General features: G+C 33.3%; 16 protein-coding genes. 10 read left to right on the forward strand and 6 right to left on the reverse strand.

All coding sequences use genetic code 11. The features are described from left to right. Window positions 1-99: 99 nt before the first annotated feature. The 3 genes from ACXGSQ_RS06045 to ACXGSQ_RS06055 all read left to right on the forward strand — a co-directional run bounded on the left by ACXGSQ_RS06045 (window position 100) and on the right by ACXGSQ_RS06055 (window position 1,449). Window positions 100-426, forward strand: coding sequence for a hypothetical protein (locus ACXGSQ_RS06045; protein ID WP_458628728.1), 327 nt, complete (start codon window positions 100-102; stop codon window positions 424-426). A gap of 68 nt (window positions 427-494) precedes the next feature. Beyond that, entirely contained in the window at window positions 495-740 is a 246-nt protein-coding gene (locus tag ACXGSQ_RS06050) for a hypothetical protein (RefSeq protein WP_458628729.1), read from the forward strand. 337 nt (window positions 741-1,077) lie between these two features. Next, a complete protein-coding gene (locus tag ACXGSQ_RS06055) occupies window positions 1,078-1,449 on the forward strand; it encodes a hypothetical protein (RefSeq protein ID WP_458628730.1) in 372 nt (123 codons plus the stop codon). Between the two features lie 36 nt (window positions 1,450-1,485). Here the strand turns inward: ACXGSQ_RS06055 and ACXGSQ_RS06060 are convergent, their stop codons facing one another. The 5 genes from ACXGSQ_RS06060 to ACXGSQ_RS06080 are packed head-to-tail and all read right to left on the reverse strand — an operon-like array spanning window position 1,486 to window position 7,958. Beyond that, window positions 1,486-2,850, reverse strand: coding sequence for a mannosyltransferase (locus ACXGSQ_RS06060; RefSeq protein ID WP_458629325.1), 1,365 nt, complete (start codon window positions 2,848-2,850; stop codon window positions 1,486-1,488). Next, entirely contained in the window at window positions 2,850-4,340 is a 1,491-nt protein-coding gene (locus tag ACXGSQ_RS06065) for a cellulose synthase family protein (protein WP_458628731.1), read from the reverse strand. Before ACXGSQ_RS06065 ends, ACXGSQ_RS06060 begins: the two co-directional genes overlap by 1 nt. Continuing rightward, window positions 4,337-5,029, reverse strand: coding sequence for a glycosyltransferase family 2 protein (locus tag ACXGSQ_RS06070; RefSeq protein ID WP_458628732.1), 693 nt, complete (start codon window positions 5,027-5,029; stop codon window positions 4,337-4,339). Before ACXGSQ_RS06070 ends, ACXGSQ_RS06065 begins: the two co-directional genes overlap by 4 nt. A gap of 32 nt (window positions 5,030-5,061) precedes the next feature. Beyond that, the gene (locus ACXGSQ_RS06075) at window positions 5,062-6,651 is read right to left on the reverse strand and encodes a 4Fe-4S binding protein (protein ID WP_458628733.1); all 1,590 of its coding nucleotides are present in this window, start codon (window positions 6,649-6,651) and stop codon (window positions 5,062-5,064) included. Window positions 6,652-6,653: 2 nt separating this feature from the next. Continuing rightward, window positions 6,654-7,958 (reverse strand): NAD(P)/FAD-dependent oxidoreductase, encoded by a 1,305-nt coding sequence (locus ACXGSQ_RS06080; protein WP_458628734.1) that lies wholly within the window; start codon window positions 7,956-7,958, stop codon window positions 6,654-6,656. Window positions 7,959-8,055: 97 nt separating this feature from the next. Here ACXGSQ_RS06080 and ACXGSQ_RS06085 point away from each other — a divergent pair, with 97 nt between their 5' ends. Then, window positions 8,056-9,063 carry a glycoside hydrolase family 113 gene (locus tag ACXGSQ_RS06085; RefSeq protein WP_458628735.1) on the forward strand — a complete coding sequence of 336 codons (1,008 nt, stop codon included), beginning with the start codon at window positions 8,056-8,058 and terminating at the stop codon, window positions 9,061-9,063. 17 nt (window positions 9,064-9,080) lie between these two features. Here the strand turns inward: ACXGSQ_RS06085 and ACXGSQ_RS06090 are convergent, their stop codons facing one another. Beyond that, entirely contained in the window at window positions 9,081-10,610 is a 1,530-nt protein-coding gene (locus ACXGSQ_RS06090; protein ID WP_458628736.1) for a carboxypeptidase-like regulatory domain-containing protein, read from the reverse strand. Window positions 10,611-10,793: 183 nt separating this feature from the next. Here ACXGSQ_RS06090 and ACXGSQ_RS06095 point away from each other — a divergent pair, with 183 nt between their 5' ends. From ACXGSQ_RS06095 to ACXGSQ_RS06120, 6 genes are all read left to right on the forward strand, one after another. Further along, on the forward strand, window positions 10,794-11,486 hold the full coding sequence (locus ACXGSQ_RS06095; RefSeq protein WP_458628737.1) for an NUDIX hydrolase: 693 nt from the start codon (window positions 10,794-10,796) through the stop codon (window positions 11,484-11,486). 63 nt (window positions 11,487-11,549) lie between these two features. Then, window positions 11,550-12,386 (forward strand): ribose-phosphate diphosphokinase, encoded by an 837-nt coding sequence (gene prs, locus ACXGSQ_RS06100; RefSeq protein WP_458628738.1) that lies wholly within the window; start codon window positions 11,550-11,552, stop codon window positions 12,384-12,386. Continuing rightward, a complete protein-coding gene (locus ACXGSQ_RS06105) occupies window positions 12,386-12,898 on the forward strand; it encodes an O-acetyl-ADP-ribose deacetylase (protein ID WP_458628739.1) in 513 nt (170 codons plus the stop codon). Before prs ends, ACXGSQ_RS06105 begins: the two co-directional genes overlap by 1 nt. Beyond that, window positions 12,895-13,530: a DUF4291 domain-containing protein gene (locus tag ACXGSQ_RS06110; RefSeq protein ID WP_458628740.1), complete on the forward strand. Its 636-nt coding sequence runs from the start codon at window positions 12,895-12,897 to the stop codon at window positions 13,528-13,530. Before ACXGSQ_RS06105 ends, ACXGSQ_RS06110 begins: the two co-directional genes overlap by 4 nt. Further along, the gene (locus tag ACXGSQ_RS06115; protein WP_458628741.1) at window positions 13,527-14,492 is read left to right on the forward strand and encodes an ADP-ribosylglycohydrolase family protein; all 966 of its coding nucleotides are present in this window, start codon (window positions 13,527-13,529) and stop codon (window positions 14,490-14,492) included. The genes ACXGSQ_RS06110 and ACXGSQ_RS06115 overlap by 4 nt, the downstream gene beginning before the upstream one ends. Before the next feature lie 3 nt (window positions 14,493-14,495). Continuing rightward, window positions 14,496-15,044 (forward strand): RNA 2'-phosphotransferase, encoded by a 549-nt coding sequence (locus ACXGSQ_RS06120; protein ID WP_458628742.1) that lies wholly within the window; start codon window positions 14,496-14,498, stop codon window positions 15,042-15,044.

Here is a 15,044-nt window from a genome sequence, read left to right on the forward strand (position 1 = left end):
GTATTAAAGAATGACATATCCATTGCTAAACGTTTATCAAGGAGAATCATTTACAAGGGATATAACATCTGACATATAGAAAAAAACAGAAATTACCTGATGAAACCAAAAGACGCACATTTAAAACGAGTTATAGTTGATTTTAAAAAATTGACACCAGAAATTTTAGCACTACTGGTAGAGAAATATCCTGATGGCTATGACGACGATAATGTTATCTCGTTTAAAAATGCAAGAAATGAAATAGTCGAAGCTGTAGAGGTCACTACTGAAGATACCAAATATTTGGTAAAAGTGAGTACAAAGCTAGAGCAAACTATGGAAAATTATGACGAAGATGATTATGAAGACTTCGCAGATGATGATCCAGATGCTATAATTGACCCAGATTTAGAGCCTGGAGCTGAGGATGAAGATTTCGATTAAAGTTTAGTTTAGTTGAAACTAATGTTGAAATTTGAATTAAAATTTATACAATTTTAAACGGTTGAATTATGGAATCATCGTTTCACATGTCATTACCATGTTTAAGTGTAGAGGACACAAAAAACTTTTATACTAATAATATTGGTGCTTCAATAGGAAGAACAAGTGAGAATTGGTTAGATATAAATTTATTTAATCATCAACTCACGTTTATTCAAGCCGAAAAATTCAATTTTAATAGTCCAAATTATGTGTTTGAAGGTAAGTTATTACCCTCATTTCATTTTGGTGTGATTATCGATGTTGAAAAATAGGGAGAACTCTATGCTAAACTGAATCGTTTAAAATTAAAAGTGGTAACACAGACTACATTTTTAAAAGATAAAACCGGTGAACATTTATCGTTTTTTATCAAATATCCAAATGATTACATGTTAGAATTTAAGAGTTTTAAAGACTCGCAAGACATATTTAAAATATAATTGTTACTATTAATTTAGTACGATAGAGAAAAATAAACTTCACTTATATCCACGTAATTATAACCAAGAGGTTGTAATCTAAAAGCATTTGGGCTTGAGGTGGCAAATTCCCAAAACCACAATCTAAAATTAATATATGCTGATGTTGTCAGTATTAAAATTTAATGCAATGAATACAAAAAAAAATATAGTATTTGTGCTTCTAGTAATGGTTTTAAGCGCGAATGCATTTTCAATTTCAAATGAAAATAGTCAAGACAAGAAAAAAATAACAACGACTGGAATTTATGACGGTTACGATGCAGACGATGGTTATGCTTTTGTAATCAGAGAAGATGAAGATGACGAAGACAGTGAAGAAACCGTCTATTTTTCAGAAATTACAAATGAAGCGTTAAAAGCAATAAATCTAAAGTCTAAAGCTATGATTGGTAAGCGTTTCAAAATCACTTATGAGATCACAGAATACGAAGAAATAGATGAAAATGGTATTGAAGAGGTTTATGAAACCTTTAAAATAATTGAGGTTAAAACGATGTAATTAATTAAATGCAATAGGTATTATAAAATTAGACTACTAGGCAACTAGTGGTCTTTTTTTTATAAAAATTTCCCATAGAAAAACGGAAAATACAATGACATATTCTAAGCTAATGATCCAAAGATTTTCGGAATAGGTACTGTTAGAATAGGCTAAATAACTCAATACAATCACCATTGACCAAACTAAAGGGAATTTGTAATTTGTAAATACACTTAGTATTAGTAGCGTTGCGATATACCATGGATGCACCGTTGTACTTAAAAATAAATAACAGGTTAAGGCTAATAACATCGACGTTATTAATTTACTCATGCTGTTGTTCTGCTTTAGGAATGAAAAGCCTAGAATGATAATGATGGAAATTAGAGGTAGAATTTTACCTATAATCGCAATTTCATTATAACCTGTTATTGCATACCCAATAGCTCTTGCTACATAATAAATACTGGCATTAAATTCAAAATTACCAAACCAAAGTCCAACGGTTTTGGAGTAGTTTGTTATAAATTCCATAGAAAAGAACGGTAAGAACAATAACAGGGTCGTGGCCATTACAATAGTGTAAAATGTAATTAATTTTATTAGTCCTAATTTCTCAGCTCGATCATTCAATTTATTAGAGTTGAACCACCCAAAAAATAAAGGCAGCAACATTAATGGGATTAATTTTATTGAAATAGAACAGGCTAACACTACTGCAGCCCATTTCCATTTACGAGCGTGTAATAAATACAATGCCCACATTAAGAAGAAAATCATGACACCTTCAAAATGAAGGTTGCCTGTAAGTTCAATGATAATAAATGGATTTAAAATGTACCAAAATATTCTATTTGACGGTAGGTTTAAGCGTTCTAAAAGTTTCTTTCCAAAATATAGTGTTCCAATATCTGCGGCTATAATAACTAGTCTTAAACCAGTTATAGCGCTTAAAATACTTTGACCAGGAAATAGATTGGCAATAACAAAGCACAGTTGATTTAATGGAGGATAATTAGAAAAATGTGAAGAACTTAAACTTCCCATACCATTGTATAATTCCTGAGCTTGTTCTATTGATAATTCCCCACTATTAATCAAAGAATCTGGAGTATAGAGATATGGGTTAAGGCCTTCAAGAATTAAGCGTCCATCCCAAATAAACCGATAGAAATCTTGTGATAAATTTGGAATCGCAAAGAGGAATAATACTCTAAAAACAATTGAAAAGATTACTAAAAGGCTAAAGTTAAACCCAGAGGTCTTTATAATTTTATAGGCAAATACAAATAATGCAATATATAAAAGTATGAGTTGAGTCGTTTCAATGCGTGTTAAATGGTAAGCAAACCATAAATAAAGGATGCAACTCGCAATGAAAAATAGAAATGGAATTTTGTGATATTTCCAAAGCGCAATCACACCTTAGATCTCAGTGATTTAAAAAACACATAGCCAAAACCAATAAATAGCATTAAGTGAAAAGGAAATAATCCAAAATCACCACCTTGGTCCCCAACCACAAATGCACTATACATACCAAAAGCAAAATAAAGCATCAATATACCTTCAATAATCACATGAGGAGATACTTTTTTGATAATGTATTTATTGCCTTTCCAAGAATCTCTAATTGTACTAATATTGAATTTTGGAGTTCGTACAAACTCACTTCGTTTGCCGATATGGCCTTCAATTACAGCAATAGAATTATGAAGCGAAAAGCCCATAGCTATTGAGAAAAAGGTAAAAAACATCCCGATGTAATTAAAGAATTTTTTGAAGCCACTACCATAAATACTGCGGTACATAAACCAATAGCATACAAAGAAAATAATGGTGCTCATTACAAAGAAACTCATCACATAAAAGTAATTTCTTAAATGTTCATATTCGTTCTTTATATACAACATTGGAATACTTAAAATAGCCACTGTAAATATGCTTAAGAACATCGTACTGTTTAATAAATGAAGCAAACCGTGAACTTTAGTTTTTGTCGAAATATTATCAGATTTTAATACACGCCAAAGCATTTTTCTAAAGTTCTCTGCGCCACCTTTATTCCAACGAAATTGTTGAGAACGTGCAGCACTAATCACCACAGGTAATTCTGCAGGAGTTTCAACATCTTCAAGATATTTAAATTCCCAATTTTTTAATTGTGCTCTATAACTTAAATCTAAATCTTCAGTAAGTGTATCACCTTCCCAATTACCAGCATCGATAATACAGGTTTTACGCCAAACACCAGCGGTACCATTAAAATTAATAAAGTGCCCTTTACTATTTCGTCCTACTTGCTCTAAGGTAAAATGGGCATCTAAAGCAAAAGCTTGAATTTTAGTCAACAAAGAATAATCACGATTGATATGTCCCCAACGTGTCTGAACAACTCCTATTTTTTCATTTTTAAAATAAGGGATGGTACGTTTTAACCAATTCGGTTGTGGTAAAAAATCGGCATCAAAAATGGCAATAAACTCACCTTTTGCAATTTTTAAACCTTCTTTAAGTGCACCAGCTTTAAAACCACTTCGGTCTGTTCTGGTAATATGTGTAATGTCTAAACCTGTTTTAGCTAATTGTTCTACATGTGCCTTTGTTGTTGCAACGGTTTCATCTGTAGAATCATCTAAAACCTGAATTTCTAATTTGTCTTTAGGATACTCTAAAAGTGCAATGTTGTTTAACAAGCGCTCCATGACATACATCTCGTTAAATACAGGAAGTTGAATGGTAACAATAGGGATTTCTTCAGGATTTGAAAAATCAAAGGTCTCACAATCTTGTCTTTTCTTTTTTGAAGACAAATAATTGTAAAGTAGATTTAATTGTGCCAATGCGTACATAAATATTAGTACAATGGCAATGGTGTAAATGACAATAATAATCGATTCGAGAATCATTTTTTAAAACTATATTTAAAAATCCAACCTAGGATTTTTATGCCTGCAAAGATAGCACCTTTTATTGTTCCTGAAACTTTTGAGACACCTATTCTGTTTCTGTAATTAACAGGAATTTCCCTATAACTTAATTTTTGCTTTAATACTTTGAGCTGCATCTCTACCGTCCAGCCATAGGTTTTGTCTTCCATGTTTAAGCCTAAAAGCGTCTCGTATTTAATAGCTCTAAAGGGGCCTAAGTCTGTAAATGTTGAACGGAAAAATAAGGTCATTAGGCTTGTTGCTAGCCAATTACCGAAAATTTGAGGTGAAGTCATTGAGCCTTCTTCTCGTAATGCTTTGTCACGAGCCCCAACCACAAAATCAATATTATCGTCTATTATAGGTTGAATAATTTTTGTTAATTCTTCGGGATAATCACTATAATCACCATCTAAAAAAACAATGATATCTGGTTTTTTTTCTAGTTTTGAAATATAATCCATGCCTTTTAAGCACGCATAACCATAACCTTTTCTGTTTTCAACTACAACCGTTGCACCAGCATTTTTGGCATTAAGTTCTGTGTTATCAGTAGAGTTATTGCTAACTACAATAATTTCATCGACAATAGAAGGGATGGCTTTAACCACAAGAGGAATGGACTCTTCTTCGTTATAGGCAGGAATAATAACTTTTATATTGGGCATCGCGGGCGTTTAAAAGAGCAAAAGTAATCTTCTTATTTTTGATTCACTAAATCCATTAAATCCACATCGTTTCCTAAAAGCACTTCTGTTGGATTAATACGGCCTTTCATAGAGTCATTTTCTAATTTTAAAACACCTCTTGGACAAACAGCAGAACAAATACCACAACCCACACAACTAGAACGTACGATGTTTTCTCCTTTTTGCGCATAGTGTCTTACATCAATACCCATTTCACAACTGTTAGAACAGTTACCACAAGAAATACATTGGCCACCATTAGTGGTAATTCTAAATTTTGAAAATAAACGCTGTTGGAATCCAAGAATTGCTGCCATAGGGCAACCAAAACGACACCAAGAACGATTTCCTAAAATGGGATAAAACCCAGTACCAATGACTCCAGAAAAAATAGAGCCGATATAAATACCATAGGTAGATGTTAAGGTTCCTGCTTTAATATAAAATAAGTTTTCGGTAGTACCTGTAAAGTGCATAATGAGTAAAAGCATAATGACTATAAAATAACCAATAGCCCCATATTTGGCATCTTTTCCTAATTCTTGTCGTTTAAAGAACATTACGGCGGCAAAAACTAGGGTTAAAAAGCCAATGACTAAGCTTATAAAAACACCTCTGGTCAGCCAGAAATCATTTTTATCATAACCTAAGTAGGTGTACACCATGGCAACAGTCATTACAATAGAAAATACTAAAACAGTATGGATTAACCAACGTTCTAATTTCCAAGCTGACATCTTTTTAGACGATAATTGTCTAAACGAATCACCAGCCGTTTCTGCTAATCCGCCACATCCACAAACCCAAGAGCAATACCAACGTTTACCGTATTTGTAGGTTAAAATAGGTGTAAACACAAATATGGATAAGATACCAAATATGAGTAATGCGATACCAATATTTCCATTTGATAAAAAGCCATTTACTGACCATTCATCAAAAATGTAATAATTAAGAGGCCATATACTTTTAAGGTCATAGTATGGTAAATCGTTGTTCATAACGTACATAAATTCAGGAATCAAAAAGGCAAAACCCAATTGAAAAAACATCACTGAAACGGTACGTAATTGTTGGTAACGATTATGTCTGTATTTTAGAATAAATTTATATCCAAAAGCTAAAATAGCAACGGTATACAAGGTGCCGTAAACAAACCATTGGCTCGCATTTCTACCACTTAAGAGTTGACTTAAAGGGTCAAATAAACTAATTAAACCCGTGTTTTCTGCACCATCAGTACCTAAACCTAAATATTTAGGAAAAAAGTAAAGTACAATATAGAAGGTGGTTAAAATCACACCAACAATCCAACCCCAAACTCCACGAGAGGAAATAGATTTAAACCAAACACCATCATTCTTTATGCCTTCTAGTTTTGTAAGGTAAGCTTCTCTAGAATACATGATAATACCACCAATTATAGATCCTAACGACAGTGTAAGAAATAAACCTTTATTGGGGAAATTAGTATTAAAAAGCGCTAAGGCTAAAATAAATAAACCAATAACACCTATGGCAAGAGCTACTTTTTGTTTATTATTAATATCTAAAGCATCTGGTTTTGCTAAAGACATACTGTGATTTATTTTATTGCTCATTTTTATACTGGTTGTAACTGGTTAGTGTAGGCTTTTAAAATTTCGTTTTCAAATCTTGAATAAAATTCAGGATCAAAGTTGGCTTCAGAGAGGTGATTCATCACGTAATCCACATCGCGTTTTTCAGTAAGCCATTGATCAAAAACGTCATGGCGCATTCTAATTCCAAAGGTGTTAATGCCTAAAAATTTATTGGTATTTTTATCGTAAGCAACAGTTATACATTTGGTGTCGTCTTCATGTTTCCAATGAAAATGTTGTTCGTATTCTGGTCGTCCGCGTTCGCCAAATACCCAACCATAGGTTTGATATTCGATATCTAAAAATTTAGCAGAATTAAACCAATGACCTGGTTTGTATTCCATTCTATTACCACAAATAGTTTGCGCTAAAGTTTCACCCATCATACGGCCAGTGTACCAAACGGCTTCAATAGGTCTTCGATTGCCAATAGCTTCATGCTGTTCGGCACAATCACCAATAGCATAGACATCTGGAATGTTGGTTTCCAAAAAACGATTCACTTTTACTCCACGACCTAATTCTATACCAGAATCTTTTAAAAAATCAACATTTGGTGTGACTCCTGCCGTTAAACCAACCACATTACATTCTAATTCTTCACCGGTTTCTTCAATAATAACCGATTTCACATTGCCATTATCGTCTGAGTTAATGGCTTTTAGATTTGTAGAAAGTCGTAAATCGATATGATGATTTTTAATGTGCCTATTAATCATTTCACTTTCTCCTTGTGGCAAAACACCATTCCAAAAGCTGTCTTCTCTAACAAGAAATGTTACAGGAATACTTCGGCTATTCAACATTTCAGCCAATTCAATACCTATTAATCCACCACCAACAATTACAGCACGTTTGCATACCTCATTATTGGGTGCATATACTTCTAGATTTTCTAAATCTTGTTTGTGGTACATGCCCATTACACCGTTTAAATCTTGTCCTGGCCAACCAAATTTATTGGGTTTACTTCCTGTTGCAATAATTAATTTATCGTATTGAAGCATATCACCTTCGGCAAAATGAAGTGTTTTAGTGGCCGTTTCAACCTGTTTTACGTAACCTTTTTTGAGTTCAATTCTGTTTTTTTTCCAGAACCAATTTTCGTAAGGTTGTGTGTGTTCAAACTTCATATGGCCCATATAAACATACATTAATGCTGTACGAGAGAAGAAATAATCGGCTTCGGCAGAGACGATAGTTATTCTTTTATCGGATAGTTTTCTGACGTGTCTTGCAAGCGTAACTCCAGAAATGCCGTTGCCAATAATAACGATGTGTTCCATATAATTGAGGTTGTTGATATGGACTATAGGTCGAAGCTTTTGTTAAAACCTTAATCTATTAGTCGAATTTCTTTAAATTTAGGCATAATTTTATAGTATGCGATATCTTTTTTACTTCCTTTTAAGTGTCATTGTTATTAGTTGTGCTGCGATTCCGCATCAATCTTCTAAAATTAATGGTGTTAGTTTTGTCGCTTCTAGAGGCGTTGTAGATGCAACACATGTTAAACCAATCGTGAACATTCATGCGAATGCTGCTGCTGTTATGCCTTTTGGTTTTATTAAGGATATGAACCATCCTGAAATAATTCATAATACTGAACGTCAGTGGTTTGGTGAAACGCGATCTGGAGCAGGACAATATATTGAAGCGCTTCACAAAGAAGGTATTAATGTGATGGTGAAACCACAACTTTGGATTTCTCATGGGGAATTCACAGGATTTTTAAAAGCATCTTCGGAAGTCGATTGGCAATTGTTAGAAACCTCATATACTGACTTTATTGTTGAATATGCTGAATTGGCTGAGGAGTTAAATGTAGAGGTGTTTTGTATAGGAACCGAGCTTGAAGAATTTATAAAAAACAGACCAGAGTATTGGCATCAATTAATAAAGGATATCAGAAAAGTCTATAATGGGAATCTAACTTATGCAGCCAATTGGGATGAGTTTTGGACCACTCCATTTTGGTCGGAATTAGATTATGTGGGCATTGATGCCTATTTTCCTGTGAGTGATATGCAAACCCCAACGGTTGAAGATTGTATAAAAGGTTGGGAAAAACATAAACCTGGTTTAAAGAGGTTTTCCGAAACATTAGATCGTCCAATTCTGTTTACAGAGTTTGGGTATAGAAGCGTCGATTATTCAGGTAAAGAACCTTGGCGCTACGATCGTTCTATGACTTCTGTAAATCTCGTAGCGCAAAACAACGCTACGGAAGCTCTATTTGAGGCCGTATGGGAAGAGGATTGGTTTGCTGGAGGTTATTTATGGAAATGGTTTGTAGATCACCATAAAGTTGGTGGTTTAGAAGACAATCAATTTACTCCACAGAACAAGCCTGTAGAGCAAATTATAAAAGCACACTACTATAAAAAATAGGGAGTGATGAGTTGGGTTTACTCGCTTTCAAGGGCCTTAAAATCTTTTATCGCTTTATTGGGTTCAATAATGTTATAACCCTTCCAAAACTCAGGGTCGTATTGATTTAATTGGGTTGGAGTGACAAGTGATTTTTCTTTGAAATTTTCAAAATCAGACTCAGAAATGGCATTAGTTTCAAAGACAATCAGTTCTGACTTTTCAATATTTCTAACGATAAAATGAAGGTCTCCTTTTAATTCATTTTGTTTGCGTCTGCCTCTTACATTTTTGTTCTTTTCAACAATTTTTATAGGACGTTTAATTCCTACTAGTTGACCTAAAGATTCATCTCTGTATTTTAAAGTGTATTTTTCATTGTCATTTTTTTGAAAGATGATGGTCCCTTCCTTTAAGTACTTTTTCATTGAAATGCCAAGGAGAGAAAACTTACTAAGGGGCTTCACATTTTTATAATCAACTCTTACAACCGCAAAGTCTTCAGTATTCACATACATGGTTCCAGAAAAGTCTTCACTGCGTTTGGGCTTAAATGGAATCACATACACAAACATATCATTGATATACGCATAATCTGCAATTTCAAATTCATATCGTCTAGATTTATGAATAAAATTGAGGTCATTGTCGTCATCAATAAAGTTGTTGTTTTCAAAATTATGAATCTGCATTTTTCTCCAATGTAAAAAACTAATTTTACGGATCGAGTCTTTTTTCTTTTGTTCGGCAAGTAAGGCATCTGTAGCGGCTTCATTTTTTTTATTTGTATCTCCAAATAATGAAGAATCCATTTCCTCTTTTACACTAAACCAACCCGATTTTATTTTAAAGTACGAATCGCGTTTTACATACTTTTTAAAGATATCGTTAAAACGTTTTTCGTAGTTATCCATATTGATGTCTTTAGATTTATCATATAAATAACAAGCTTTTAAGATGTCCATTTTTTGAGAGGCCTCAGGATCGATTTCACCATAGAGTTCACCTAATATTTCAGTATGACTACTACTGTTTTTAGGCATCATTTGAAGCAAACTATCTATGAATTGCTGGTTGAATTCTGGTATGGTCGATTTTTCTAATTTAACATCATATTTGTCCATTTCATTATAGTAAGATGTTCTATAAAAGAGTTTGCGTTTGTTATAACTGTAGTCGTAATTATCAGTTAAGCCTTCTTTTACTTTATCTAAAATTTCGTCAATCGTGTATGTTTTATTGGTGACTAGCACTTCCGATAAATCCACAGATTTTGAGGTTAAGTAAATAGGGGAGTTGTTGAAGTTAAAAAGAGGGATTCGCTTTTCTTCATAACCCAAACAACTGATCATTAATGAGTCTGTAGCTTTAATAGCACGTTTAATCGTAATATTGAATTCTCCATTGTCATTACTGATTACTCCTGTTTTTGAGTTAAATTGAATAGTTGCAAAAGGAATGGGTTGTTCTGTTTTTGCATCTAGTAATGTTGAAGAAAAAGTTTCCTGTCCGTAAGATTGCGACACTATGCATAGGATAATCGCAATGATGATTTGATTGATTTTCATGATGAAGGATTGATTGGTTGATTTACAGCCAAAGTATAAGGTTGAAAGATTTTATAACGTCAATTTAATCTTTTTTTAAGTAAGATTTATCTTAAGTTTAACAACTTTAAGAAAAATTAAGACGTTTAATTATTAAGAGATTGACAATGTTATTATATTTGTGTTAATACTACACAAAACAAAATGGCATTACAACAAAATATTAAAGTTGCAGTAGATGCTGTAGTTTTTGGCTACGAATCTAAAGGGAATTTATCAGTGTTATTAATTAGACGAGGTGTTAATCCTTATAAAAATGCTTGGGCTTTACCTGGAGGTTTGGTTTTAGAAGACGAGTCTTTAGAGGCTGCCGTAAAACGAGAACTTAAGGAAGAAACAGGGGTTAAGATCGACTATCTAGAGCAATTGTACACCTTTGGAAAACCCAAAAGAGATCCACGAAATAGGGTAGTGTCAGTGAGTTATTTTGCTTTGGTTAGACCAAATCATTTTAAGATAAAAGGAGATACAGATGCTGCTGAAGCAAAGTGGTTTTCGGTTAATGATTTACCAAAACTAGCATTTGATCATAAAACCATTTTTAATACGGCAGAGAAACGTCTCAAAGGAAAATTAGTATATCAACCTGTTGGATTTGATTTGCTTAATCCAGAATTCCCATTTTCAGATTTAGAACATTTATATGCTACTATTTTAGGCCAAGATGTCGATCGAAGAAACTTCAGAAAAAAAATAATGAGTTTTGGTTTTGTTGAAGAAACGGATAAAATTCATCAAGAAGGTAGTGGTAGACCTGCAAAACTCTTCAAGTTTAATAAAACAAAATACGATGCCTTAGTGGATAACGGCTTCCACTTAGATATTAAGTTTGTGTAATTTTTACGCAAAATATTTTGCGAAGTCATTATTTCAAATTACATTTGTGTAAAACTAACACAAATGATTTTAAATTTAGACCCTTCATTTCGGCCATTAGGAAAAGCGCATAACATTCTATTTGAAAGTTTTGTATTCTCAGGTGGTGAACCTCATATTAAAATTCATTCGGATTTAAGTGCTGTAAGTAAGATTACAATTACAACAAGACTACAATCCTTTAATGATTTAGGATTGTTGTTAATCGCTGTAGATGCTTTGCGTAGAATGGATGTTAAAACGATTCATCTGTTCTTACCCTATATGCCAGCAGCGCGTCAAGATCGTGTTATGATTCCAGGTGAAGCCTTATCGGTTAAGGTTTATGCCGATGTTATTAATAGTTTAAATTTAGAGTCTGTTACGGTTTTCGATCCACATTCTGAAGTTACACCAGCCGTGTTGAATCATTGTAAAGTGATTTTTAATTATACCTTTATTAGGTCTGTTATAAAGGCTATAAATTCTGAAGTGACACTTATCTCACCAGATGGTGGAGCTCTTAAAAAAATCTATAATGTCTCGGCTTATTTAGGTGGACTTCCTGTTATAGAATGTTCTAAAAAACGAAATGTAATCAATGGAAAGCTAGAAGGATTTAAAGTTTATGAAGACGATTTAAAAGGATGTAATTGTTTAATTGTAGATGATATTTGTGATGGAGGAGGTACCTTCATCGGTTTAGCCAAAGCACTTAAAAAACGGAATGCGGGTAAATTATATTTAGCGGTAAGTCATGGAATATTTAGTAAAGGACTAGATGTATTGAATGCTCATTTTGAAAAAATATTTACAACAGATAGCTTTAAATCTAAAACGATAGAAGGTGTAGAACAGATTAAATTAAAGGAATTATTGTAATGAAAATTCAAGTCATAAAAGCTGATATAACCAAGATAGACGTCGATGCCATTGTGAATGCCGCAAATTCATCATTACTTGGGGGCGGAGGAGTTGATGGAGCCATTCACAGAGCTGGTGGTAGGGCCATCCTTGATGAATGCAGAGCAATTAGAAATAGGCAAGGCAAGTGTAAAACTGGAGAAGCTGTAATAACAACAGCAGGGAATTTATTAGCTAAGAAGGTCATACATACGGTTGGGCCAGTTTATAATGGAGGAAACCGTTTAGAAAAAGAAAAACAAGCCTTAGAACAGTGTTATGTAAATAGCTTAAAGCTTGCTGAAATCAATGACTTAAAATCAATAGCATTTCCAAATATTAGTACAGGGATTTATAAATTTCCAAAAGAATTAGCAGCAAAAATAGCAATTAAAACGGTCTCAAATTTTAAAAGTGAGATCATAGAAAATGTAATCTTTGTCTGTTTTGATGATGAGAATTATCAGATTTATAAAACGGAATTAGAATGAAACTTAAATTAAAACCATATAAAGAACAACTAAAGGATTGGCCTAAAACAGGTCATCATATCATGGCGCAATACAATGAAGATGAAATTGTAGTTTACCAATCGTATAGACCAGAAATTGGGAATTTTGCTGCTGAAAATCAATATTTCGGAGGGGCTTTTAAATTGAGTCGCATGACCTGGATTAAACCTAATTTTTTATGGATGATGTATAGAAACGGATGGTCTACAAAGGTTGGGCAAGAAGTTGTTTTAGCCATTCATTTAAAACGCAAGGCTTTTAATCGCTATTTAGAACAAGCCGTTTATTCGAGTTATCAAGATGATTTGTATCTGTCGAGAGAGGCTTGGCAAACTCAAGTAAAAGATTCATCTATACGTTTACAATGGGATCCCGACCACGATCCTTATGGTGCAAAATTAGAACGACGCGCCATTCAAATTGGTATTAGAGGAGATGAGATTGCTAAGTATGCAAAAGATGATATTTTAGAAATTGAAGATATTTCGGGTTTTGTAAGAGAACAATATCAATTTGTTTTAAATAAGGAATTAAATCAATTGATAATTCCAGAAGAGCATCCCTTAGTATTAGAGGATGAAAATTTAAAACATCATTTAAGATTGTTATGAAAACCAAGACGGTACATTCTGCATTATTTGGTTTAGCTGTTGGAGACGCTTTAGGAGTTCCGGTGGAGTTTAAAGAACGTCATTATCTAAAACAATATCCTGTTACTGATATGATGGAATTTAAAGTCCATAATCAACCAAAAGGTACTTGGAGCTATGATAGTTCTTTAGCTTTTTGTTTGGCAGATAGTTTGTGTAAGTCATATGATCTTAATGATATTGGACAAAAATTTGTACAATGGAGAAATGAGGAACTTTGGACTCCGCATGGAAAGGTTTTTGATATTGGTATAGCTACCAATCACGCCATTCATTCTATCGAAACAGGAACTAAACCAATTCTTGCAGGAGGTTCTTCAGAAAGAGATAATGGCAATGGATCTTTAATGCGCATTCTTCCTTTGTTATTTTTTATTCAAAATTTTAGTATCGAAAAACGATTCGATATAATTAAAGAGGTGTCCTCAATAACACATGCCCACATAAGATCAGTCTTGGCTTGTTTTATTTATCTTGAATATGCCCTCAATAGTTTAAAGGGAAATGATAAATGGCAAGCCTATGTAAAGATGCAAGTTGAGGTTAATAATTTTTTAAATACGAATGCAATTTGCGCTCAAAATGAAATAGATAAGTTTCATAAAATATTAGAGAATAAAATTGATGGTTATGGGCAACAAGCCCTTTATAAATTGGAAGCGCACGAAATTCGCTCAAGCGGCTATGTCTTAGATAGTCTGGAAGCTAGTTTTTGGTGTGTTTTAAATTCAAATACCTATAAGGAAACCGTCTTAAAAGCCGTAAATTTAGGAAGCGATACAGATACAACAGGAGCCATAGCTGGTGGATTGGCAGGATTGATTTATGGTTTTGAAGCGATACCTAAAGATTGGATTGAGGTATTGTCTCGTAAAGAAGATATTATAAAGTTATGCGATAATCTATCCAAGACATATAAGTAGATCATGAATGAAAAAGATAAAAATCAAATAAGTAAATTTTTAAGCTTGGTGTTGCGACATCAACCAGAATACATCAACCTCAAATTGAATAAAAACGGTTGGGCTTCAGTTGATGAACTAATTGAAAAAGCAAAAACAAAACATATTAAGGTTTCCAAGGAAGAATTGAGCGAGATTGTAGAAACAAATGATAAACAACGCTTTGCTTTCAATACGAATAAAACCTTAATAAGAGCCAATCAAGGGCATTCCGTAAAAACGATAGATTTACAATTTGAAGCTATAAAGCCACCCGATTTTTTATACCATGGAACCGTTGCAAAGTTTATGGATTCAATTAGAACAAACGGATTACAAAAGCAAAGTAGGCAATATGTGCATCTCAGTGAGGACCGAGATACGGCGACTAAAGTTGGACGTAGACGAGGAGATGCTATCATTTTACATATAGCATCAGGTCAAATGTATCACAAAGGGTTTAAGTTTTACCGCTCAGAAAATAAGGTGTGGCTTGCAGATCATGTTCCAATTGAATTTATAGATTTTGAATAA

The sequence above is a fragment of the Winogradskyella sp. PC D3.3 genome (assembly GCF_054366245.1).